Here is a 24,270-nt window from a genome sequence, read left to right on the forward strand (position 1 = left end):
CACTTCGTGAAAACGCGGATAAACACAATATTTAATTTTAACACATAGAAACATAGATTTTTATTGCTTTAGTTTAAGATTATAGAAAAAGCTAGCTTTAACACATGGCTATGTGTATTTAAATTAGTGAAACGCCTTTTTAGAGTTATTGTAAGCTATGTTTCTATGTGTTAAAAAAAAACAATTTAAATCAGTAAAAATCCGCGTTTTTGCAAAGCAAATCCGTTTCATCCGCGTCTCATTTATAGATAATTAAATATGAAATTAAAACTTCTTTTTACAACTGCATTTTTATGCTGCACTTTCGTGAATGCACAAATGGCTAAGACTTTTTACAAACATGACAAATATCTTTCATCTGACAAATTGGAAGGACGTTTTGTGGGAACTAAAGGAAATAACGACGCCGCTGCATATATCAAAAAGTATTTTAAGAAATATGGTTTACAGCAATTCAATGATAGTTATTATCAGCCTTTCAAAGTATTTGTCAAAGAAGGAATCAATAAAATGAAATCGGATAGTGTGGCTACACAAAACGTTGTAGGTTATATTGAAGGTTCAGATCCTAATTTGAAAAACGAATACATTGTAATCGGTGCGCATTACGATCATTGGGGTTGGGGTGGACAAGGTTCTGGAAGTAAAAAGAAAGAAGCTTTTGCCATTCATAACGGTGCAGATGATAATGCGTCTGGAGTTTCGGCTTTGCTCTGCATTTTAGAAGAAATTTCAAAACAAAAAGTAAAACCAAAAAGAAGCATCATTTTTATTTCGTTTAGTGGAGAAGAAGAAGGATTATTGGGTTCAAAGTATTTTATTAATCATCTCCTAGTTCCAAAAGAAGCTGTAAAAGTAATGCTCAATATGGATATGGTCGGAAGATTGAATGATAAAAAAGAGCTTTATATGGGAGGCGCGGGAACTTTTCCAAACGGAGTTGAATTAATGAAAAAACTGCAGGAAAACTCAGGACTAAATCCTGTTATTCACGCAGGAGATGTAGGCGGTTCAGATCATGTTTCTTTTTACAAAGTATCCATTTCAGCTGTTGGTTTTCATACAGGCGGACATCCGCAATACCATACGCCAGATGACGATATTGAATTTATTAATTCAGAAGGAGGAGCGTTAGTCTCAAAATATATTTACAATGCGCTCACACAGATTGCCAATTATGAAGAAGCTTTGTTTTTTATCAAACAGAATTAAACAAAGCATTATTCCATACAATAAATTAAGTCGATTAGTGAAATTAATGCCTGATCAATTTCATATAAAAAGTTAAGTTAATTAGTTTTTGTTTTTTTGAAAAGACGGTGTCTATTAAATATTATAGACTCCGTCTTTCATTTTAAAAGCCCATGAAGCCATGGCGTCAATAACAGGGAGCAAACCAGTTCCTGCATTACTTAATCTATAAGTTACAAACGGAGGAACAACAGGTTTTGCCTCGCGAATAACCAATCCGTCAGCTTCCAGCTGCTTTAAATGCTGAATTAGCATTTTTTCTGTTACGGCCGGAATAGCTCTTTTCAGTTCGCTATAACGTTTATCTCCAGTCGATAAATGATATAAAATAATAGGTTTCCAGTAGCCTCCAATTTTTTCCATAACAAAAGTCACGGGACATTTTTCCAACGCATACTGCTTGTTTTCCTGAATTGTAGACGATTCTTTAATTGCTGTCATAATACATACTTTAGGGTAAGTACTTGTATAAAAGTAAGTACAAAGATACCTTTGTCTTGTTAAATAAAAAAACATTTAAAGATGAAAATTATAATCTCAGGTTCATTAGGAAACATAGGAAAGCCATTAACGGCACAATTAGTACAATCAGGTCACGATGTAACCGTTATAAGCAGTAATGCAGATAGAAAATCTGCTATTGAAGATTTAGGCGCAAAAGCAGCAATTGGTTCAGTTAGCGATGCCGATTTTCTTTCTAAAACTTTTGCCGATGCTGATGCTCTATTTGCCATGACACCTCCGAATATGGGCGGAGTAAATATTGTGAAGAATACTACAGATGCTGGTGCCGCTTTCGCGAAAGCAATCCAAACAGCCAAGATTAAGAGAGTAGTGATGCTAAGCAGCATTGGAGCCGATTTGCCAACAGGAAACGGACCAATTGCAGGATTGTATAATATCGAGAAGATTTACGAAAAATTAGACACTTCAATTACCTTTTTAAGAGCAGGATATTTCTACTTTAATTTCTTTAATGATATCCCGATGATAAAAGGAGCAGGGATTATGGGGGCTAATTTCCCAGTGTCAAATCGTATTCCGTTAGTTCATCCAGAAGATATTGCAAACGCAGCTGCCGAAGAATTACAAAAAAGTACAGAAGGTAAAAACATCCGTTACATTATAAGTGATGTAAAAACGCCTTCAGAAATTGTAAAAGCATTTGGAACTGCTATTGGAAAACCAGAGCTTCCGTGGATTGAATTTACAGACGAACAATATTTTGGCGGAATGACTCAAGCAGGAGTTCCAGAAGAAATGGCAGGTTTATATACCGAAATGGGAACAGGGTTAAGAAACGAAACCATTGCCGCAGATTTTCTAAAGAATGATGGAAATGCAACGGGTAAAATCAAATTAGAAGATTTTGCAAAAGAATTTGCTTCAAAATTCTAATTGCAAAAAAATCAAGAAAGGAATTTTTCGCACACTGTTTACACAAAGCATTCTATTGCTAATGTAGTTAAAATGATCTCCTAATGTCAATAGCTATCGGGAGCTAAGAGTAAAAACTTATTTATGAATTGCCTCCAGCTTTAGCTGGAAGTAATTCATAAATCACGATTCATAACTTATAAGGAAAGTTTTTAGACTTAACTATTTTTCCTTTATCCGTAATCAGAACACAGCTGTAATCGGGAAATTTTTGAAGTAAAAGCAAACCTTCTTTCTGACCTAAAACCATCATAGAAGTGCTTAATCCGTTAGCGGTTTCGGCGTTTGGACCAAGGACTGTTACACTGCACAAACCAGTTGCAGGATAACCAGTTGCGGGATTTATTATATGAGAATATCTTTTTCCGTTAAAAACTACAAATTTTTCATAACTGCCAGAAGTTGTTACAGCACCTTCTTTAAGCGGAATTGCAGCTAAAATCTTTTCAGGCTTAAACGGATTTGTAATTCCGATTTTCCAATCTTTTCCGTTAGGCTGTTTTCCCCAAGTGCTCATATCTCCCGAGCCATTTATAATTCCGGCTTGAACCCCTTTTGCAATCATCATGGCGCGGCATTTATCAGTTGCATAACCTTCTCCTAAAGCGCCAAAACCAATTTTCATTCCTTTCAATTTCAAGAAAATAGTCGATTCTGTGCTGTCTAGGATAATGTTTTTGTAGCCGACTTTCTCAACCGATTTTTTTATGGCTTCCGCCGAAGGCATTTCGGTCATCGAACCGTCAAATTTCCAGATTCTGTCCATTGCTGCAAAACTGATGTCAAAACCACCATTTGTAATTTCAGAAAGTTTGATGGCTCTTTTAGTCAACTCAAAAACTTCTCGATCGACTTTTACAGGTTTTATTCCAGCATTCTGATTGATTTCAGAAACCTGAGTAGTAGGTTTCCAATCGGAGATTAAATATTCAATTCTAGTGATTTCAGCAATAACTTCATCTATATTTTTTTCCGCAGAAAGCGAATCTTTGTCAACAATTGAAATATCAAAACGTCCCCCCATCAAAAGCGTAGTTCTTTTTCGTAATACTTGAGAATGTGCTGATAAACAGCAAGCAATTACAAAAAACAATGAAATTTTATAGGATAATAATTTATGCATGGTAATCTAGTCAAAGTTGAAAATCAACAATCAGCAATCTAAAATCTAAAATCTAAAATCTAAAATCAACAATCAATAACAGTCCGTCAAAAATTGTTTATTGGCTTTGTATTCAGAGAGCGTTTTTAATCCTTTTGTTTTGCACAATTCACTTAAAATATTCTCCACATCTTTCTGCATTGCCAGTGAACCGCAAATCATAATGACACCATCTTTTTTCAATACATTCACGAAGAAATTGGCATCTCTTTTAATCAAATCCATTACATAAATATGTTCTGCTTCGCGAGATAATGCAACATGAAAATTTTCCAGTTGTTCTTTCTGAATCATAATTCCAGCAAACTTTTTGTATGCCATCAATGTTGGCGTTTCCATTCTGAATCCGCTGTAAAGATGAAGCTCTTGTTTTGCTTTATTCTGTTCGATCATTCCTAAGAAAGGAGCAATTCCTGTTCCGTTAGAAATAAAAGCCACTTTAGAAGCTTTTTTCGGAAGATGAAAAGCAGGATTTTTAACAATCTGTGCTTTAATTATATTTCCAGGTTCTAAAGCATTCAAAAATCCTGAACCCAATCCGTTTGGATGTAATTTTACAACAAGCTGAATATTGCCAGAATGATTTCCGATAGAGTAGAGGCGCTCTCTAGAATCGTTGGCAGGATAAATTGCCAGTAAATCGCCTGAGCTAAATTTAGTTCTAGCATTAGATTTTAAAGTCAGAATAAAAGTATGCTCGGTTTCAGAAATTGGTGTTTTATCTAAAACCATAAATTTTTGCAGACCTTTTGGAACGTGGTTATATATTGACGGAGTTGTCGCCAACGGAATTCCTGTTTTTTCGCTCCATAATTTTACCCATTCTACAAATTCAACAGCCGATTTGTCATTGACAGTTTTCAAATCCAAATAACGATCTGCCCATTTTTGTTTTCCTAAAAGTTGATCTATCTCGATAGCAAACTGGCAAAAATCGGGATATGATTTTGAACCAAAACCAACTACAGAAAAATTAATGTTTTGTTCTTGATTTTGTTTTTCTAGTAATGCTTTGAATTGCGTTCCGTTAGAAGGCGCATCTCCCAAACCGTGAGTCGACGTAAAAACGATAATGTGTTCTGCTTTCGGATAAACTGAAAATTTATTCAATTCACTAACAAAAACTCTTTGTCCATGATCAATTAATTGTTTCTGAATCGCATTAGCAAATCGGAACGTGCTTCCGTTTTCTGAACCTACCAAAAGTATAAAAGTGCTTTCGTTTGCTTTAAATTTATTTTTAATTCGGCTTGACCTTCTTTTTAAAGTAATCGCAAAACCCGAATTAATAAAGAATAAAATATTAATGCAGGCAATTGCTAGAATAACAGCCCAGATTCCATTAATTCTTCCTGTATGAAGATCAAGACTTAATGCCGCAAATTGTGCCGTCATTGGCGATAGTTTTTCAGAAATTACAGCTCCTGTAACTTGATTTACTTCAATTTCTCTGTCTTTTAATTCAATGATATAATATTCTTCAGGATCATCTGTAAAAGGAAATTCGATTTTCTTTACATCAGATAACAAAGTGGTATTGAAAATTGAAACTGTTTTAGATTTTTCTGAAAGTTCTGTTTTTACAGGTTTAGCTTTTTCTTCACCCATAAAAAAATTGAATCTTTCCAACGATAAATAGGTTCCCGTTAATGCAATAATCAAAATCGGAATTAAAGCCAATCTTCCTAAAAGAACATGATAATATTGAGCAAAATATTCTTTGATTATTTTAGAAAAGAAATTTCGAATGCCGCGCTGTCTTTTCAAAACCAGCACAAAACCCGAAATGGCTATTAATAACAAGCAAAAAGAAATTACGCCCACAAAAAAACGTCCCGCTTCATGAAGAAAAAGCGAACGATGCAAACTCGTAATCCAGTTTATGAATTCGGTTTTCTTTGCAGGAGTTCCTAGTGCTTTTCCTGTTTTTGGATCAATGTATGCTTTAACGTCGTTTCCGTCTGCATCAATGGCCTGAAGCGTTACAAACTGATTGTAATCTACACTCAATTCTGTAATTTCAGAATACTCTTTCTTTAAAATTGGCAGCGTTTCTCCTAAAGTTATTTTATTAAAATCTTCTGCTTTATACGGAAGTGTTTTTTCTTGAACTGCATCAACTGCCAGAATAATTCCGGTAACGGAAGCTAAAAGCAAAAAAATAGAAGAAAATAAGGCTAGAGCCAAGTGTGCGTAACGCCAGAAAGAAAGAGTCATGGAGTGTATTCTGTTATAAAACGTTTAAAGCTTTGTCAAAGTTTAGAACGATGACAAAGCTCAGATTTTAAATCTAAGTACAAAAATAAAATTTGTGCTCATTATAAGGTTAAAAAATAATGTGCTTAAGATTATATTTTGTTTAATCTTACGTATTTAATGTAGCCTTTACCATCTGTTTTTTCAGCAAGACCTTCTGTCGTAAGCGGAACTTCAAGATCGCTTACATAGTATTTCTGATCTTCTACAGCCGATTCAAATCGCAATTTATATCCTTTGTTTATTTTAGAATTCTCAATTTCGATTGTAGTTACACTGCGGTCACCACCTGTTACAGAAGCGCCAGTTTTGGCACTAATATCTTCATTTTTCTTTGAGTGGAATTTATTCCATTCTTTTAATGATTTGTACCATTTTTTATCATCGCCCATTACATAAAGCGTTTTTTCATATTCACCAGCCGAATTAACTAACGAAACAACGATATAAGCGCCTTCTCCCATATAGTTGTTCATTTGAAGCATGATTTTATATTTGCTCGATTGTGCTTGAGATTGGAAAGAAACTAAAAAGATAAAAGCGCTTGTAAGAGCAATTTTTAATATTGATTTCATGAAATTTAGTTATAAATTATAAATTATGAGTTATAAGTTTTGAATTATTTATGAGCTTCATTTTTAACTCCTAATTCATAACTCAAAACTCATAACTATGTAAAAGTTATTTTAAAAACTCAACTGAGATATTATTTTTGGTAAGCACTTCATTTTCTTTAGCCAAAGCGTAAGCCGTTTCGTCAAATTCTGTGCTGATGTCTTTTTTAGCTCCAGCAGAAACTAAATATTTTAAAATAGCATCATCTTTAGAAGTCATCGCCGCTCTGTGTAAAGCCGTTAAACCATCTTTATTTTTAGCATTGATGTCCACTTTTAAATCGGTAATTTTTTTAAGAAGCGAAACATCGTTTTTAGTAATCGCTAAATGATATAAAGTGTTTCCATCGTTTTGAGGAGCTGCTAAGTCCAAACCTTTTTCTTGAAGCAGTTTTGCTTTTGCATCAAAAGGATCTGTTGCAGCTTTTTCTCTTCCTGCCGGACGATAAGATTGTACTAAATAAACGCCTAAGTTGTTTCCGTCTTTGTCTTTTACATTTACATCAGCACCTTTAGCCAAAAGTAAATTTACAGCTTCTGGAGATCCGTTTTTTACAGCAAAAGTCAAAGCCGATTCTCCTTTCAGATTCTGAGCATTGATGTTTTTAACTTTTGGAAGGAAAAGTTCTAAAACTCCCGTTTCTCTTGCAGATGCAGCAGCCATTAATGGAGTATTTCCTTCTTTGTCGGCTTTGTTTAGATCAACTCCTTTTGCTAAAAAATATTGAATAATCTCTGTCTGATTTGGTTTTCCAGCCAAAAGATGCAATACGTTTTGTCCTGCTTTGTTTTGAGCTGTAGCTTTAATTTTTACTTCTTCAACCAAATATTTATAAGTTTCAAGAGTATTTGTCTCTCTTCGGCTTCCTTGTGCAGCAAATAAAAGAGCGGTGTCTGTTGGTTTAATTCCTTTTTCTAAAAGTTTTTTCAGAAGAGCGATATTTCCAGATCTTGCAGCATAAGTAAAAGCGGTGTTTCCGTCGTTGTCAACATCTTTTAAAGACATTCCTTTAGTAGAAAAATATTCTGCAGCTTTTAAATCCTTATCAGAAGCAATAGCCAAAAGCAAAAGGTTTGCGCCATTTGCATATTTTTTCGTCGGATAAAGACCTGCTTTAAAGAAAGCATCATACATTGCTGGATTTGACTGGCCATTTGAAGCCGCAAAATCAGCTGGAGCTGTTCCGTGGCTGTCTTCAAAGTTTACATCAGAGCCTTTTCCAATTAAATATTGTACTAATTCAGTATTGCCTCTATTGGCAGCCCAGTGCAGATAAATGCGATTATCGTGAGTCAGTTTTGTAATTGAGTTTCCAGGCTGTTCTACTAAAAATTTGATTGTTGCAAAAGGAGCATCGTTATTTATGGCTAAGGTAGTAACGTCAAACGCATTGGCATTAGCTTCAGTTGGGTTATTTCCTTTGGCGATTTCCGCCTGAACCGTTTCAACAGTTGGAGAAGTTTTCCAGAAAGCAGCATCTAACAATGAGTTTTTTTGCTGGGCACTTACAAATAAAGTAGCAGCAAATGCAAAAGAAACAAAAAGATTCTTTTTCATATTTTGATAATTTATGGTTTTTGAGTTGTACAAGATTAATTTAATTTGTTGGAAATTCTTATTCTATTTAGAATAAATAAAAATAAAAGCAAATGTAAAAATTTATATTCTTAATACAAGAATAATTTACTGTAAAAAGGCATTTTAACTTCAGTTTTGCCCAAAAATTAAAAATTGCTTAAGTCCATTTTAATTTTGTTTTATTTGGACAATAATTGATGTCAGTTTTTAGGATTGTTTTCTTCTTTTAGGCGTTATGAATTTTGAAATGTTAATTTAGTTAAGCATTATAGTTTTTTATGCTGATTTTGCTGTGTTTTGAAAGCTTTTTGCAAATGTATTTGTTTTAAATATCTGTAATAAAGAATGTTATGTTTTTCGGGTAAATGATATTATTTAGAATTATTATCAATAGAAAACTTTTTTTCAATTGAAATTGTCTTTCAAATTTCTATTTTCAAAAAATTAAATGTTGATAACTGCTTTTGCTTTTGATCTCAAAAAGCACCTTTTTTCATGTTGATAACTTGACTTTAATTTTAGTGAAAATGCTAGTTCATTGCGAATTAGAACTTATTATTTTCATGTTGATAAGATTTCTAAAATCACTGTTTTTTGAAGTTTTAAAACTGTTGATAATTGGGCAGATTTTTAACATCTAAAACTAGACAAAAGAATAACTCTGGGCTAAATTTGTAATTATAGAAATCACGCTAATACCACTCCCCAACTTGAGCGCTCGTATTTCTATTTCAAAGTAGTCACTTAAAACTCTATATATTATGTCAATTTTCGATAAAAGGATCAATTATAAACCTTTTGAATATCCTGAGGTTCTGCAATTTACCGAAGCGATTAATAAAGCTTACTGGGTACACACTGAAGTAGATTTTACTGCCGATACGCAAGATTTTCATGCGCATTTAAATCTGGCTGAAAAAACGGCAATCAAAAATAGTTTATTAGCAATCGCTCAGATTGAGGTAGCTGTAAAAAGTTTTTGGGGCAATATATATGAGCATTTTCCAAAACCAGAATTTAATGGGTTGGGAACCACTTTTGCAGAATGTGAGTTTAGACATTCAGAAGCGTACTCTCGTTTATTGGAAGTTTTAGGCTATAATGATGAATTTGAGAAATTATTGGATGTTCCTGTTATCCGCAGACGTGTAGATTATCTTTCGAATGTATTGAAAGACACAAAATCTCAAGATAACAGAAAATATATGGTTTCGTTGATTCTATTTAGCATCTTGATTGAAAACGTGTCTTTGTTTAGCCAATTTGCTATTTTGTTGTCTTTCACAAGATTCAAAGGGTATATGAAGAATGTGAGCAATATTATTGCTTGGACTTCAATCGACGAGCAGATTCATGCCAATGGCGGAATTTATATCATTAATAAAATCAGAGAAGAATTCCCAGAATATTTTGATGCAGAAACTTTAGAATTGGTAAGAGAAACGGTTAAAGAATCTATTGGTGTTGAAGCTGATATTTTAGATTGGATTTTCGAAAATGGTGCTGTTGAAACTATAAATAAAGAAGATTTGGTAAACTTCATGAAATTTAGAATTGACGAAAGTTTAAAACAAATCAATATCGAAACTATTTTTAATGTTTCTCCAGAAGAATACTCAAAAATGACTTGGTTTGAAGAAGAGGTTTTTGCAAACAGTCTAGATGATTTCTTTGCAAAACGTCCTGTAGAATATACAAAACACGATAAAAGTATCACTGCAAACGATCTTTTCTAATACAAGCCCATAATACATTATGAATACAACAGACATAAACCCTGAAAACAACAATTTTGAACCACAAAACGGCACTAAAATGTGGTGGAAAAATTCTGAAAGCGAACAGATTTTAAACCGCGGTTATCTTTTAAAAGGAGAAACTGTAGAAGGAGCAATTGATAGAATTTGTACAGCTGCCGCTAGAAGGCTTTACAAACCAGAATTGAAAGAATCTTTCATGGAAATGATCGAAAGAGGTTGGATGAGTATCAGTTCGCCAGTTTGGGCCAATATGGGAACAGAAAGAGGTTTGCCGATTTCTTGTTTTAATGTGCATGTTCCAGATAAAATTGAAGGCATCACGCATAAACTAGGAGAAGTAATTATGCAAACCAAAATTGGAGGTGGAACTTCTGGTTATTTTGGCGAATTGCGCGAACGTGGAAGTGCTGTAACAGACAACGGAAAGAGTAGTGGAGCAGTAAGTTTTATGAAGCTTTTTGATACGGCAATGGATACCATTTCTCAAGGTGGAGTTCGTCGTGGTGCGTTTGCTGCTTATTTAGACGTCGATCATCCAGATATCGAGGAGTTTTTGAAAATTAAGAGTATCGGAAACCCAATTCAAAATTTGTTTACCGGAATCTGTGTGCCAGATTACTGGATGCAGGAAATGATCGATGGAGATGCAGAAAAAAGACAAATTTGGGCGAAAGTATTAGAAAGCCGTCAGCAAAAAGGATTGCCGTATATTTTCTTTAGTGACAACGTAAATAAAAATAAACCACAAGTTTATAAAGATCAAAATCTTAGAATCAACGCAAGTAATTTATGCAGTGAGATTATGCTTCCATCAACTCATGACGAATCATTTATTTGTTGTCTTTCTTCTATGAATTTAGAATTGTATGAAGAATGGAAAGATACTGAAGCAGTTAAATTGGCGATCTTTTTCTTAGATGCTGTTTTACAGGAATTCATCGAAAAAACAGAAGGGAATTATTATCTTTCTGCGGCTAATAAATTTGCAAAAAGACATCGTGCGCTTGGTTTAGGAGTTTTAGGATGGCATTCTTATTTGCAGAAAAACATGATTCCGTTTGAAGGAATGGAGGCTAAAATGAAAACAACTGAAATTTTCAAACATATTAGTGATAAAGCCGATAAAGCAAGTCAAGAATTGGCTAGAATTTACGGTGAGCCAGAATTGCTAAAAGGTTACGGAAGACGTAATACAACTACAATGGCAATTGCTCCAACCACATCTTCTTCCGCAATTTTAGGACAGACTTCGCCAGGAATTGAGCCTTTCAGCAGTAATTATTACAAAGCTGGATTGAGCAAGGGTAATTTCATGCGTAAAAATAAATACCTTAAGAAGCTGTTAGAAGAAAAAGGTTTAGATAACGAAGAAGTTTGGAGAGGAATTATGTTAAACGGAGGAAGTGTTCAGCATATGGAACAATTGACTCAACAGGAAAAAGATGTTTTTAAAACATTCAAAGAAATCAGTCAGTTAGAAATTGTACAGCAAGCAGGAATTCGTCAGAAATTTGTAGATCAAGGACAAAGTTTAAATCTTAATATTCCAGCAGAATTGGCAATTAAAGATGTAAACCGTTTAATGATTGAAGCTTGGCAACAAGGAGTAAAAAGTTTGTACTACCAAAGAAGCCAAAGTGTTTCTAAAGAATTAGTAACAAGTCTTGTTTCGTGCAGCAGTTGTGAATCATAAAAATCAAAACCGGATCTTAAATTAGATTCGGTTTTTTTATTTAGAATGTGTCAGAAAGTTTCACGCAGATTCACTTGCAAAAAAAGCAAAGGGTTTCATGCAGATTTTAAAAGATTTAAGCTGATTAAGATAGACATGAATAGCCTCCAGCTTTAGCTGGAGGTTTTTGTTTTAAATTGTAAAAGGGTTTAGCCAAAATTTGAATTTGGCTAAAGCCTTCTTACTCTTCTTTTTTATCTCCAGCTAAAGCTGGAGGCAATTCATGTAAAAAAAAATAAAAAAAAACTTAGAGTCTTAGCGTCTTAGTGGCTAAAAAAATAACTCTAAATTTTAGACTTCAACCGACTCAAAGTTTCCTGAGAAATATTAATATAAGAAGCCACAATTTTATTCGGCAATCTTTTTACAATCGCTGGATTTATCTTCAAAAGTTGATTGTATCTTTCCAAAGCGTCCATTGTGGTAAAAGACATTAATCGATTGGCATTATTTACATACGCTTTTTCCAGATAATTGCTGTAAAACTCACGCCATTGCGGAACAATTTCCATTAAATGATTAAAATCTTCATGGGAAATGCTCAGCAATTCTGATTTCTCCACAACCTGAATATTTTCAAGCGCTGGCATTTTAGTTATAAAACTGACTAAAGCTGTAGCAAACTGATTTTCAAAAGCAATATATCGGGTGGCATCTTTTCCTTCTTCATTAATAAAAAAGATTCTTAAACAGCCTTTTGCAACAAAAAAAGTTTCTTGGCTAATTTGGCCTTTAGCCAGCAAAATCTCGTTTTTTCCTTTTTTGATAAGTTTAAAATAAGAGAGAATAGTTTCTAAATCTTCATCAGAAACGTTTATGCTTTTTCGAATGGAATTACCAAGCTGTTCGTATATCATAGTTATTTATAATGCCCCTTGGGTGAAAATAAACAAAATTTAATTTTAACACATAGAAACATAGTTTTTGTTGCTTCTGTTAAAGGTTGCAGAAAAAGCAAGCTTTAACACATAGACCTCTGTGTATTATTTAGAGTGAAACATCTTTTGTAGATTTCTAAAATCTATGTTTCTATGTGTTAAACAAATTTCGGCAGACGGGCTATTTATAATCTCTAACAAATTTGCGGTAATAAATAATATCTTCAATAGATAAAACCACCAAATCGTGTTCTTGTGCAAAGCTAACGATTTTGTCTAGTTTCGCCATGCTTCCGTCTTCGTTCATCAATTCGCAAAGAACAGCTTCAGGTTGCAAACCTGCTAATTTCATTAAATCGACACTTCCTTCTGTGTGGCCGTTTCGTCCTAAAACGCCATTATCGTTTGCTCTAAGCGGAAAAATATGTCCAGGTTTAGCTAGATCTTTTGGTTTTGCATTTTTTGCAATTGCAGTTTTTATAGTTGTAATTCTGTCTTTTGCAGAAACTCCTGTTGTCACTCCATTTTTTGCTTCAATCGTAATGGTAAACGGAGTTTGAAAACTGCTTGTGTTTTCTTTTACCATATAAGGAAGTTCCAATTCATCGGCTTTTTCATTCGTCAAGCAAATACAGACAATGCCACTGCATTCACGAATCATTAACGCCATATCCTGAACATTTATGTGTTGCGCAGAAAAGATAAGATCTCCTTCATTTTCGCGATTTTCATCGTCGGTTACCAAAACACCTTTTCCGCTTCTTAGCTGTTCCAAAGCATTTTCAACACGTTCTTTACTTGAAATTCCAAATTGCACTAACGGATTTAATTCTGTACTTATCATAAAAAGTTTTTAGAAATAATAAGAAACAAATCTAAAGCGGTTTAAAACCAAAAAGTTTGATATAAGTCAATAAATTGATATTCTATTTTTTTAATGTTAATCTAATTTAGTTGCCATAAAATCTTAATTTAGTACCCGAATTCTATCATCCAAAATCCAATACATACCCTCAAATGGAGAATTTTACTGTAATCATAATGCTGCTTTTCGGTGTAGCTTTTCTTAGTCTTGTTAGCAAAAGATACAATTTTCCAATTCCGATTGTTTTGGTTTTATGTGGCGTTGTAATTAGTATTGTTCCAGGACTGCCCGTGATTGCTTTGAGTCCAGAAATTGTATTTATAATATTTTTACCGCCTCTTTTATATCACGCCGCGTGGCACACTAGTTGGTCCGATTTTAAGCAGTCGATTCGTCCGATAACTTTTGCTGCTGTAGGTTTGGTCTTTTTTACGACAGGATTGGTTGCCGTTTTTGCGCATTGGCTAATAGATGATATGTCTTGGCCGTTAGCTTTTTTGCTTGGTGCTATTGTTTCGCCTCCAGATGCGGTTTCGGCAACAGCCATTACAAAAGGTTTAGGGCTTAATCCGAGATTAATTGCTATTCTAGAAGGAGAAAGTTTAGTAAACGACGCTAGTGGTCTTGTAGCGTATAAATATGCGCTTACGGCAATCACAGCAGGGAATTTTGTTCTATGGCAAGCTGGATTAAATTTTGTGTTGATGTCGGTTTTGGGTATCGCAATAGGTTTGGCTGTTGGTTATGTCATGTTTTATATTCATAAAAGATTTGTTTGTGATGATATTATCGAGGTGACATTGACGTTATTGACACCCTTTGCGTCTTATTTGCTTGCAGAACATTTTGAAGGCTCAGGAGTTTTGGCAGTAGTGACAACAGGCCTTTTTCTGGCAGCAAGATCAGGAACAATCTTTTCTCACGAAAGCCGAATTATGTCGAATACAATTTGGGATGTTTTAAATAATATTCTTAATGGTTTAATTTTTATCTTAATCGGACTTCAATTGAGGCAGATTATCGCAGGAATTAGCAATTATTCTGGGAACTCATTGTTTATCTGGGGAGCGGTGATAAGTATTGTAGTGATTTTGGTTCGTTTCTTATGGGTTGTTCCTGCAACAATGATTCCAAGAATGCTTAGTAAAAGAATTCGTGAAAAGGAAGCTTTTGATTATCGAAATATGATCATTTTTGGCTGGTCGGGAATGCGAGGAGTGGTTTCTATGGCAGCAGCTTTGGCGCTTCCGTTGATGTTGAATAAAACAGAAGCATTTCCGCTTCGAAATTTAATTATATACTTAGTTTTCTGTGTTATACTTTCAACTTTAGTGATACAAGGACTTACACTTCCGTGGCTGATTAAAAAGCTTAAAATTGAGCGTTATTCAATACTTGCAGAAGAATACAATATTCGAAATGTAATTGTTTCAGAAACCATAGCACATATAGAAGATAATTTCTCGCTATTGAACGATGAATTGTTGCATAACATTAAAAGTAAATATGAGGTAAAATTCAATCGTCTTCAAAAAACGGAACTTCCTGCTAATTTCTTCGGAAATGGAAAGCTTTTAGGAGGAGAAATTTTCAATGATTTCACTAAAATTCAGATCGATTTACTAAATGTAGAACGAGCAAAATTAGAATCAATGCATAAATCGGGTTCTGTAAACGAAGAAATCTTCCGTAAAATAGAAAAAGAATTGGATTTGGAAGAAACTCGTTTGTGGATGGAAATGTACGAGGAAAATTAATTGTTAATTGTTAATGGTGAATTGTAAATGATTCCCTTTTTAGAAAATTAATAATTAACAATTCACCATTAACCATTAAATAACCCCCATTTTCTGCATTAGGAAAGTTGCGCTTTTGTTTTTGCAGATTCCGTTTCGGAGTTTATAATCGAAATGTAAATCGTTGTTTCGAATCTCAACTTCGAAACATTGATTGGTTAAAATTTCAGGATATTCATTTGTGGTCAGACAAACTTCGATGTCGTGAGTTGCGATGGCGCCAATTGCTTTTTTAGAAATTATCTTTTTTACCACTTCTATTGTTCCATTTCTTTTATCATCAGAGTTTGTACCTCTTAAAATCTCATCCAATAAAACAAATGCAGGCTGATTTTCAAGTGCATCCATAATTTGTTTTAAGCGTTTGATTTCAGCAAAAAAGTAAGACTCGCTATCCGATAAAGAATCTGATAATCGCATTGAAACCAATACAGGAAGCGGATGCACTTTAGCTTCTGATGCACAAATAACTGATCCGATTCCACTCAATACCATATTAATTCCTAAGCTTCTCAAAAATGTACTTTTTCCAGACATATTAGATCCAGTCAAAATCACAAAAGATTTTGGATGAAATTGAGTGTCATTTCCAACTCTTGTCGCAGGATTCAATAATGGATGGCTTAGATTTTTAAACTCAATTTTATAATCAGAATTGATTTCAGGAAAAACGAAATCTTCATTGTTATACGCCAAATTTGCCAGAGTGTTTAGCGCTTCAATTTCGCCAATAATAGAAACCCAATGATTCATTTCTGAAGCATAATCTTCTTTCCATTTTAACAACGCTTTTAAAACATGAAGATTAAATAAAAATGTTCCGTTGAATAAAGTGGCTGTAACAAAGTTATTTATTGTATCCATTCTTGAAAACAACTCAGAAAGCTGTTTTAAATGCTGGCTCGCTTTGGCATTCTTGAAATTCAATTGTTCTTGTAAACGAAGTAACTTTTTAGATTGGAAAGATTCACGTTCAATTTTTTCAATCAATAAACTATATTGCTTTATGATGTTAGCGACATTATCCGCTTTTGCAATTTCCGATTGAATTCGCTTTACAGCTCTTCCTAAAACAATTAAATTGGCAATAAAGACATACGTTAAATAAGAAAGTATAATGGTTTTTGATGTAATAAAATACGCAGCCAGAAATCCAAAAAAGGTTACTGGAAGAATAAATGATAGTACAACTAAAACTTTAGGTAGCGAATTGTTTGTAAAAGAAGTCCAATGTTTTATTGCTTCGTAAGATTGTTTAGAATCTTCACTTATAATTGCTAAAGCCTGAAATTTCTGTCTCCAATCAATTTTATTTTTCAATTCGTTTATTGCTTCCTGATTTTCTAAAATTTCAGCTTCTGGAAGCGTATGCAGCAATAGTTCTGCAAGTGTTTTTTTTCCGATAAAAGAAGCTGTTCGGTTTAGATTTTGAAATAAAGAATGTTCTCCAAAAATATCCAAATCATAAGCATAAGGATGATGAAAATCGATAAATTCGGCTCCATTTTCAAAAGGTGTTTTTTCTCTTTTCAGAAAAGCAATTTCATTTTTATTAATTTTTAAAAGCGTTTCTGCCAGCAATCTTTGAAATGATACTTTTGAATGTATTCTCATAAAAAAAATAAAACCAGCAAAAGACAAAACAGCTAGAATAACATAAAGTATTTGATCTGTCTTGATGTAATAAAACATTAAAATCAAGAAAAGGAAAATACTTAATAGCCTCAAAAGGCTTATGCTGTTGTATTTTTTGTTGGTTTTATTATAGAGTTCTGAATATTTTGCAACGTTGTCTGGATATGCTTTCATTCTATTATTTTGCTTGAACTACAAATATAGACTTTAAGTCACAAAATCATCATCGATTAAGATTAATCTTCATGCATAACCAAAATCGGAATGGTCACTTCTTTGGCTATTTTTTTTGAAAAGCTTGAGTCAAATAAGCTTTCAAAGAATGAGCGTTTATGTGTTATTGTAGTTAAAACATCAATGTCTTTGTATAGAATAAAATCCAGAATGGTTTCTTTGACATCATCACTTGGTAAAACTAAAAATTCCACATTTTCTCCAGCGAAATCTCTTTCCCATTCTTTTAGAGTTTCTTCTGTCACATCAGAATTAGAGGTTTTAACGTATAAGCTTTTCACTTTTGCATCGGTTTTTTTAGCGATTTTCAAGATTTTTTTAAGTTCTTTTTTATCTTTTTCACGGTAGCGTGTGGTAAAACCAATCGTTTTTACCTTTTTGTATTTGGCGTCGATAGGAACACATAAAACAGGAACTTCAACTCCAGAAATAACAGATTCGGTATTAGAACCCGTAAAGAATTTTGTCCAGTCAGAAGCGCTGTTTGTACCCATGATGACAAAATCGATGTTATCTTCTTCAACTGCGTTTTTTAGATTATAAATGAGGTCACCATCCATTAGGCGGTGTTTGATTACAATATCTTCTAAATTACGTTCAGCTGCAATAGTTCTTAGTTTCGGAATTTCATCCTTAAACATTTCAAATTTTGCTAGTTCGATGGAACTGTATATAGAAGCGTAATTCTCTGGGAAGAATTGGCTGTCGTAAACAGGAATCTCGAATGTATGAAGTAAGATTAATTCGGCGTTTACAACTTTAGCAAATTCTAAAGCATGAACAAATGCATTGGTAGCAGCGTCAGAGAAATCGGTTGGAAATAATATCTTTTTCATAGTATTTAAGATTAAGGTTTGTCTCTCAAATTTACTCATTCTGCGAAGAAAACAACCTGATATTTATCAGTATTTTAACACTTAATGATTTATTAATCTCAATTAATTTGAAGATTTCGTGTTTGAATGGAGTTGCTTTAACGCAGAAAAGAATTTGAGCGTTTTTTTATACCTTTGCAGCATGATAAATCAAGATTCTATAGTTGCTTTGGCTACGCCTTCGGGAGCTGGAGCTATCGCCATAATTCGTATTTCTGGAGCCGAGGCTATTACCATTGGTAATTCGGTTTTTAAATCTATTAAAAACAAAGATTTAACTAAGCAGAAAACGCATACGCTTCACTTAGGACATATTGTAGACGGAAGCAAAACGCTAGACGAAGTGTTAGTTTCTGTTTTTAAAGGACCTAACTCTTACACGGGAGAAGATACAATTGAAATTTCTTGCCACGGATCGACTTATATTCAGCAACAGATTATTCAATTGTTATTGCGAAATGGCTGTAGAATGGCAGATGCAGGTGAATTTACATTGAGAGCTTTCTTAAATGGAAAATTAGACTTATCACAGGCAGAAGCGGTTGCCGATTTGATTTCGTCAGATAACGAAGCTTCTCACCAAATTGCGATGCAGCAAATGCGTGGCGGATTTAGTAATGAAATTGCAAAACTTAGAGAAGAACTTTTGAATTTTGCTTCTTTAATTGAATTGGAATTGGATTTTGCAGAGGAAGATGTAGAATTTGCTGATAGAACGCAGTTTCATGAATTATTGAATCGAATTGAATTTGTTTTAAAACGTCTGATTGATTCGTTTGCAGTTGGAAATGTAATTAAAAACGGAATTCCAGTTGCAATTGTTGGCGAACCTAATGTTGGGAAATCAACTTTATTAAATGCTTTATTAAATGAAGAACGTGCCATTGTTTCTGACATTGCGGGAACCACTCGCGATACAATTGAAGATGAATTAGTGATTGGCGGCATCGGATTTAGATTTATTGATACAGCCGGAATCCGTGACACGAAAGATGTTGTAGAAAGCATCGGAATAAAGAAAACCTTCGAAAAAATCGATCAAGCTCAAGTTGTAATTTATTTATTTGACGGATTGAAATTCCAAACTTCAAGTTCAGAATTTGTAAATGAAATCGAACAGATTAAGAATAAATATCCGCTAAAACCGCTAATTATTGTGGTAAATAAAAAAGATATTTTATCTGCTGATGAAGTAGCGAATATTACCAATCAGTTAGAAAAATTAAATGCGAAACTGTTATTGATTTCTGCGAAAGAAAAAATAGGGGTAGAGGATTTAAAAAATGAATTATTGTCTTTTGTAAATACAGGAGCGCTCCGTAATAATGAAACGATTGTTACTAACACAAGACACTACGATTCTCTATTAAAAGCTTTAGATGAAATTCAGAAAGTGAAATTTGGTTTAGAGTCAGGTCTTTCAAGCGATCTTATGGCACTAGATATTCGCGAAGCTCTGTATCAATTCGGACTGATTACTGGGCAAGTATCTAATGATGAGTTGTTGGGGAATATCTTCGCCAATTTCTGCATCGGCAAATAGAGGGCGCAAAGAAACACAAAATAAAAACAAACAAAATAGCTAAAATGTTGGTAATTAACATTTTGGCTATTTTTTTATTCAATTGTTTTTTGGAATATTTGAGTGTTGTTTTGTTAAAATTTATACCTCATTTGTACCTCGGTTTCCGAGGTACAAACTTTGTGACAAAAAGGGATGAATTATGACACACTTGAGTACTTTTTAAAGGTTTTATAAAGTGTTAATTTCAGGTAAAGAAGTTAGCAAAAATATTTAAAACAACCACATCGTTAGTTATCTGTCCAAAGATATTTCTAAAGAATATATTATATAGAAAATGAGTTTGGGAGATGATTGCTACAGTTCAAAGAGCTTTTAAGTAATGTAGGAAACCTAAATTTTAAAATTATGAGTTCAAACATTAGGATTACCAAAGTCTGCCAATTCTGCAATAATGAATTTACGGCAAAAACGATCAAAACAAGATTCTGCTCCCTTGCCTGCGGGAGTAAGAGCTACAAAAAAAGGAGCAGGGATAATAAAAAAGAGGCAGCAAGACTGCAAAGGGAAGCGGTTAATAATGCCGAAATTCAAAGACTTGGAGAACTTGACTTTCTCAGCATTGATGAGGCCAGCATTTTTATAGGAATAAGCAGAAGAACCCTTTACAGAGCCATATCTAGAAAAGAACTTAAGGCCGGTAAGTGTGGTTCCAGAACTTTTATCGAGCGGTCAGATATCACTCAGTTTAAAGAGAATCTGCATCAAAGCTGGACAGACAAAGAAGAAGCAAGAAAATTTCCAGGAATTGAAAACTGCTATACAATGTCCGAAGCCCAGATAAAATTTAAGGTTTCCCCTTCTGCTTTATATGGTATACTGAAAAGAAAAGGGATCTTGAAATATAATTACGGCAAGTTTGTCTATACTGCCAAGAGAGATTTAGATGAATTATTTAACGTTGAGAGCCATGAGTAAAAGTATCGTAACACTTAGAAAAAAAGCTATTTCTCAGGGGAGGATGTCTCTTTATTTAGATTTTTATCCTCCCGTATGGAATTCGGCAATTAACGATTATACCAGACGCGAGTTTTTAAAAATCTACGTATATCAAAAACCAGCTGACCAGTACCAGAAAATAGCCAATAAAGAAAGTCTACATACAGCGGAGCTCATTCGTGCACGTAGACAGAATGAAATCAACAAAAGTGAAATTTATTCCGCATTTGAAAAAGAGCAGCTGGCAATTCAGGCAGTCGGGAATGAATCTTTTCTGCAGTATTATAAAAATTTAGGGAATAAAAAGGTTGGTAACAATTTATCAATCTGGGCCTGTGCTATTATTCATTTTGAGGCTTTTTTAAAAGGAAGGGATTTATCATTTAAAGAGGTGACAGTTACTCTAATTGAAGATTACAGAGATTATCTTTTGAAAGCTAAAAGTTTAAGGAAGAATAAGAAGCAGCTGTCGCGTAACACTGCTCTCTCTTATTATAACAAGATTAAAACTACTCTAAAAGCAGCCTATAGAGAGGATAAGCTTAAAACAGATATCAATGCAAAGATAGGATCAATAAAGGAAATGGAATCCCAACGTAATTTTTTGACTCTCGAGGAAACCCGAAGGCTGTTTGAAACTCCCTGCCCGAAATTGATTGTAAGAAGAATTTCTATGTTTTCAGTTCTTACAGGCGTGAGGTATTCCGATATTGCCAAGCTGACCTGGTCAGAATTGCAACATGTTGAGAATGACGGGCACTATATTATTTTCAGGCAAAAGAAAACGGAAGGCACTGCATCCATACCGATCTCCGATGAAGCTTTCGAATTGCTTGGCAAGAGACGGAGAGAAAATGAGAAGGTATTTAAAGATTTGAACAAATGGGATGTTGACCGTACGCTTCCTGTATGGGTGGCATTGTCAGGCATCAATAAGCATATTACCTTTCACTGTTTCAGGCATACTTATGCTACATTACAGCTGACGGCTGGAACTGATATTTTTACCATATCTAAAATGCTTGGTCATAAGAACGTTAAGACAACGCAGATATATGCGAAGGTAATTGACCAGAAGAAAAGGGACGCAGCAGGCAGAATTTCTTTAGAATAAAGTTTTTTCTTTAGCAATTTTTTTAACGCTTTACCCAAATAGAGGTAAGGCGTTTTTTATTTTTTTTAGGATTAAATGATTTTTAGATTTTTTAGAAATTATTATTCAAAAAATTGCAGGTTTTACAATAGGTTATCTTTTTATATGGACTCTTTATCTTTATTTTCTTGTTTTTATTTTCGAGATTTTCATGTAAAGCTTCTTCTTCTTTTGTAATTTTATTAGTTTCCGGATCTTCTAAGATTTTTTTAACGCTAATTCCAGCTATTAACCTAAGAAATGACAATATTTCGGCTGTTTGTGCAAGAGTAACATCCATTCCTTCGTCAGTTAACATTTTTAGTGCTTTTTCAGGTGTGATTTTTCCAGTATGATTTTGATTAAATTCCATTTTTTACTTTTTTATATTTTGTAATTAATGTAAAGATAATCAGTTGTTTATGTGGCTTTAGGAAGTGGTTTATTTTGTCCTGTTGGGGGACGGGGACAGGACAAATTACAACATCATTTTTGGATGATTTGAAGCAATTGGCTTTCTATATGTAGTGTCTGTCTTCCATTGGCTATGTAAATTTGGTTTAGATGTCCTGTTGGGGATTGATGCAAAAATTATAAAAAACTCAATTGATTCATGGCATAACACTAATATAAATTTATAAATATTATGGAGCATTTGAAAAGATTGTTATAGTTAAGGCAGAATTGTCTTTCTTTGGCTCTATGGATTACTTTATGCTATTTAGGTTTTGTGGCACAAATGTAATCCCTTTCAGCTTAGAATGCTTAAAAAAATAGGTCATGCAAACAGAAATTTTAAGGAATGGCAAAAAGAAAAACATCTTATTTGCGAATTCGATTTTTGTTTGCATTTCCAGAATTATAATTATTCTATATCTTATGCGAATAGAAATAGCAGTGTTAGATTTTTTTTGTTAAATTTACCATAATCCCTAAAGTATTTTTTTTACCTACTCATAATTTAAAAGTTTTGTCAGGAATTTGTCCGCTGTCTTCTGAAAGCTTTTTTTAAATAATTTTTGTTTTTTTTGAATTAATACCTGTTGCACCATCTGGTTTCACATAAAGATTTTTTTAAGAATAAATAAATAATAAATTTTAAGATTATGAAGAGATCACTTTTACTATTTGCTGCTTTTCTGCTTTTTATAAGCTGTAAAAAAGAAACAACAACAACACAAAACGCATTAAGTGCTGAAGAAGCAAAGTCTATCGCAAAGGAAGCATACATTTATGGCTATCCAATGTTAATGGGCTATCGGGCTTTGTATGCCTCTACAGTGGATAAAAAAAGTCCTGCCTACCGAAGCGGCTTTAATATCATAACCCATGACAGACGTCCGGCAGATGATACGAGAAAAGATGTAGTTTCCATGAATGCGGACACGCCTTATTCTTTATTTGCTCTTGACTTAAGGGCAGAACCTATTGTATTGTCTGTTCCTGCGATAAAAGACAGATATTATGTATTTCAATTTACGGATCTTTTTACGCATAATTTTGCTTATGTAGGAACAAGAAGCACAGGCAGCGAAGCAGGAGATTATCTGTTTGTCGGTCCGGATTATAAAGGAGAAATACCAAAAGGAAAATTTAAAAAGGTTTTTAATGTAGAGAGCCAGCTTGCAATTGGCATTGGAAGGACCCAGCTATTGGGCAGCAAAGATTTAGCAAATGTTATCCAGATTCAGGATAAGTATAAAGTTACTTCATTGAGCCAATTTTTAGGCACTGCATCTCCGAAAAAAGCATCTGAAATTAATTGGATTGCCTTCAATCCAAAAGACATAGAAGATGCAAATTTCATTAAATATATGAATGTCTATCTGGACTTGGTTAAACCTTTCAATAAAGAAGATGTCGAGGATCTTGCAAAATTTGAAAAAATTGGAATAAAAGCGGGAGCCGATTTTGATTCTTCACAGCTAAACGAAGAAACCCTCAAAGCCATTAATGATGGTGTTCAGGAAGGAATAACGGCAATTAAGGAAAAAGCCGCTCATATCAGCGAGCAGAAAAATGGATGGAATATGATGGATCCTTTCGGAAATAGAGAATTCTACAAAAAAGACCATCTTTTGCGCGCTGCCGCTGTTATGGTTGGAATCTATGGAAATGATAAAATTGAAGCTTTTTATCCTGTTGTTTACAATGATAAAGAAGGGCAGACTTTAAACGGAAAAACAAACAAGTATAAAATTCATTTTTCTAAAGATGAAATTCCGCCTGCAAAATATTTTTGGTCCATAACTATGTATGATAAAAGTGCAGATGGAACAGGAGGATATTTAATCAAAAATCCAATCAATAGATTTCTGATTAATTCAACTACAGAAGGATTGGTTTATGATAAAGACGGAGGCTTGACAATTTATATTCAAAACCAAAAACCAGATAAATCTCTAGAGGCTAACTGGCTTCCAGCCCCTGCAGAAGAATTTTATCTAATGACACGGATTTATGGGCCAAAAGAATCTGCCCTGAATGGTACATGGTCGCCTCCAGCAATTGAAAAAGTAAATTGAACTTCCAAAAGCAATTCC

19 protein-coding genes are annotated in these 24,270 nt (G+C 33.7%); 9 read left to right on the forward strand and 10 right to left on the reverse strand.

All coding sequences use genetic code 11. The features are described 5' to 3' along the window. Window positions 1–258 precede the first annotated feature (258 nt). On the forward strand, window positions 259–1,212 hold the full coding sequence (locus NU08_RS09930) for a M20/M25/M40 family metallo-hydrolase (RefSeq protein WP_242502529.1): 954 nt from the start codon (window positions 259–261) through the stop codon (window positions 1,210–1,212). Window positions 1,213–1,326: 114 nt separating this feature from the next. Here the strand turns inward: NU08_RS09930 and NU08_RS09935 are convergent, their stop codons facing one another. Beyond that, window positions 1,327–1,692 (reverse strand): winged helix-turn-helix transcriptional regulator, encoded by a 366-nt coding sequence (locus tag NU08_RS09935; protein WP_008467415.1) that lies wholly within the window; start codon window positions 1,690–1,692, stop codon window positions 1,327–1,329. An 81-nt stretch (window positions 1,693–1,773) separates the two neighbouring features. On the opposite strand from NU08_RS09935, the gene NU08_RS09940 reads away from it, so the two are divergent. Continuing rightward, window positions 1,774–2,649: an NAD(P)H-binding protein gene (locus NU08_RS09940; RefSeq protein WP_129746979.1), complete on the forward strand. Its 876-nt coding sequence runs from the start codon at window positions 1,774–1,776 to the stop codon at window positions 2,647–2,649. Between the two features lie 169 nt (window positions 2,650–2,818). On the opposite strand, the gene NU08_RS09945 is transcribed toward NU08_RS09940, so the two are convergent. The 4 genes from NU08_RS09945 to NU08_RS09960 form a co-directional block, all read right to left on the reverse strand. Then, window positions 2,819–3,811 carry an FAD:protein FMN transferase gene (locus tag NU08_RS09945; RefSeq protein ID WP_129746980.1) on the reverse strand — a complete coding sequence of 331 codons (993 nt, stop codon included), beginning with the start codon at window positions 3,809–3,811 and terminating at the stop codon, window positions 2,819–2,821. A 72-nt stretch (window positions 3,812–3,883) separates the two neighbouring features. Then, window positions 3,884–6,067, reverse strand: a complete 2,184-nt coding sequence (locus NU08_RS09950; RefSeq protein WP_129746981.1) for a PepSY domain-containing protein — start codon at window positions 6,065–6,067, stop codon at window positions 3,884–3,886. A gap of 131 nt (window positions 6,068–6,198) precedes the next feature. Further along, entirely contained in the window at window positions 6,199–6,681 is a 483-nt protein-coding gene (locus NU08_RS09955; protein WP_008467406.1) for a DUF2271 domain-containing protein, read from the reverse strand. A 106-nt stretch (window positions 6,682–6,787) separates the two neighbouring features. Further along, window positions 6,788–8,278 (reverse strand): ankyrin repeat domain-containing protein, encoded by a 1,491-nt coding sequence (locus NU08_RS09960; RefSeq protein WP_129746982.1) that lies wholly within the window; start codon window positions 8,276–8,278, stop codon window positions 6,788–6,790. Between the two features lie 782 nt (window positions 8,279–9,060). On the opposite strand from NU08_RS09960, the gene NU08_RS09965 reads away from it, so the two are divergent. Continuing rightward, window positions 9,061–10,035, forward strand: a complete 975-nt coding sequence (locus NU08_RS09965; protein WP_008467402.1) for a ribonucleotide-diphosphate reductase subunit beta — start codon at window positions 9,061–9,063, stop codon at window positions 10,033–10,035. 19 nt (window positions 10,036–10,054) lie between these two features. Next, window positions 10,055–11,752: a ribonucleoside-diphosphate reductase subunit alpha gene (locus NU08_RS09970; RefSeq protein WP_129746983.1), complete on the forward strand. Its 1,698-nt coding sequence runs from the start codon at window positions 10,055–10,057 to the stop codon at window positions 11,750–11,752. Between the two features lie 323 nt (window positions 11,753–12,075). On the opposite strand, the gene NU08_RS09975 is transcribed toward NU08_RS09970, so the two are convergent. Both NU08_RS09975 and ribB read right to left on the reverse strand, forming a co-directional pair. Then, entirely contained in the window at window positions 12,076–12,648 is a 573-nt protein-coding gene (locus NU08_RS09975; protein WP_207214065.1) for a Crp/Fnr family transcriptional regulator, read from the reverse strand. A 202-nt stretch (window positions 12,649–12,850) separates the two neighbouring features. Beyond that, window positions 12,851–13,513 (reverse strand): 3,4-dihydroxy-2-butanone-4-phosphate synthase, encoded by a 663-nt coding sequence (gene ribB, locus NU08_RS09980; protein WP_129746984.1) that lies wholly within the window; start codon window positions 13,511–13,513, stop codon window positions 12,851–12,853. A 173-nt stretch (window positions 13,514–13,686) separates the two neighbouring features. Between ribB and NU08_RS09985 the strand changes: the two genes are divergently transcribed. Next, window positions 13,687–15,291: a Na+/H+ antiporter gene (locus NU08_RS09985; protein ID WP_129746985.1), complete on the forward strand. Its 1,605-nt coding sequence runs from the start codon at window positions 13,687–13,689 to the stop codon at window positions 15,289–15,291. A 75-nt stretch (window positions 15,292–15,366) separates the two neighbouring features. On the opposite strand, the gene NU08_RS09990 is transcribed toward NU08_RS09985, so the two are convergent. Continuing rightward, window positions 15,367–17,139 (reverse strand): MutS-related protein, encoded by a 1,773-nt coding sequence (locus NU08_RS09990; RefSeq protein ID WP_129746986.1) that lies wholly within the window; start codon window positions 17,137–17,139, stop codon window positions 15,367–15,369. Window positions 17,140–17,201: 62 nt separating this feature from the next. Continuing rightward, complete coding sequence (locus NU08_RS09995) at window positions 17,202–18,035, reverse strand: universal stress protein (RefSeq protein WP_129746987.1); 834 nt, start codon at window positions 18,033–18,035, stop codon at window positions 17,202–17,204. A gap of 181 nt (window positions 18,036–18,216) precedes the next feature. Between NU08_RS09995 and mnmE the strand changes: the two genes are divergently transcribed. From mnmE to NU08_RS10010, 3 genes are all read left to right on the forward strand, one after another. Further along, window positions 18,217–19,617 (forward strand): tRNA uridine-5-carboxymethylaminomethyl(34) synthesis GTPase MnmE, encoded by a 1,401-nt coding sequence (gene mnmE, locus NU08_RS10000; RefSeq protein ID WP_129746988.1) that lies wholly within the window; start codon window positions 18,217–18,219, stop codon window positions 19,615–19,617. A 387-nt stretch (window positions 19,618–20,004) separates the two neighbouring features. After that, entirely contained in the window at window positions 20,005–20,574 is a 570-nt protein-coding gene (locus tag NU08_RS10005; RefSeq protein ID WP_129746989.1) for a helix-turn-helix domain-containing protein, read from the forward strand. Next, the gene (locus NU08_RS10010; protein ID WP_129746990.1) at window positions 20,567–21,709 is read left to right on the forward strand and encodes a site-specific integrase; all 1,143 of its coding nucleotides are present in this window, start codon (window positions 20,567–20,569) and stop codon (window positions 21,707–21,709) included. The genes NU08_RS10005 and NU08_RS10010 overlap by 8 nt, the downstream gene beginning before the upstream one ends. Before the next feature lie 91 nt (window positions 21,710–21,800). Here NU08_RS10010 and NU08_RS10015 read toward each other — a convergent pair whose 3' ends face one another. Next, the gene (locus NU08_RS10015) at window positions 21,801–22,100 is read right to left on the reverse strand and encodes a hypothetical protein (RefSeq protein WP_129746991.1); all 300 of its coding nucleotides are present in this window, start codon (window positions 22,098–22,100) and stop codon (window positions 21,801–21,803) included. 733 nt (window positions 22,101–22,833) lie between these two features. Between NU08_RS10015 and NU08_RS10020 the strand changes: the two genes are divergently transcribed. Then, a complete protein-coding gene (locus NU08_RS10020) occupies window positions 22,834–24,252 on the forward strand; it encodes a DUF1254 domain-containing protein (protein WP_008469372.1) in 1,419 nt (472 codons plus the stop codon). Window positions 24,253–24,270: the final 18 nt, after the last annotated feature.

The organism is Flavobacterium anhuiense (assembly GCF_004151235.1).
Classification (GTDB): domain Bacteria; phylum Bacteroidota; class Bacteroidia; order Flavobacteriales; family Flavobacteriaceae; genus Flavobacterium; species Flavobacterium anhuiense_A.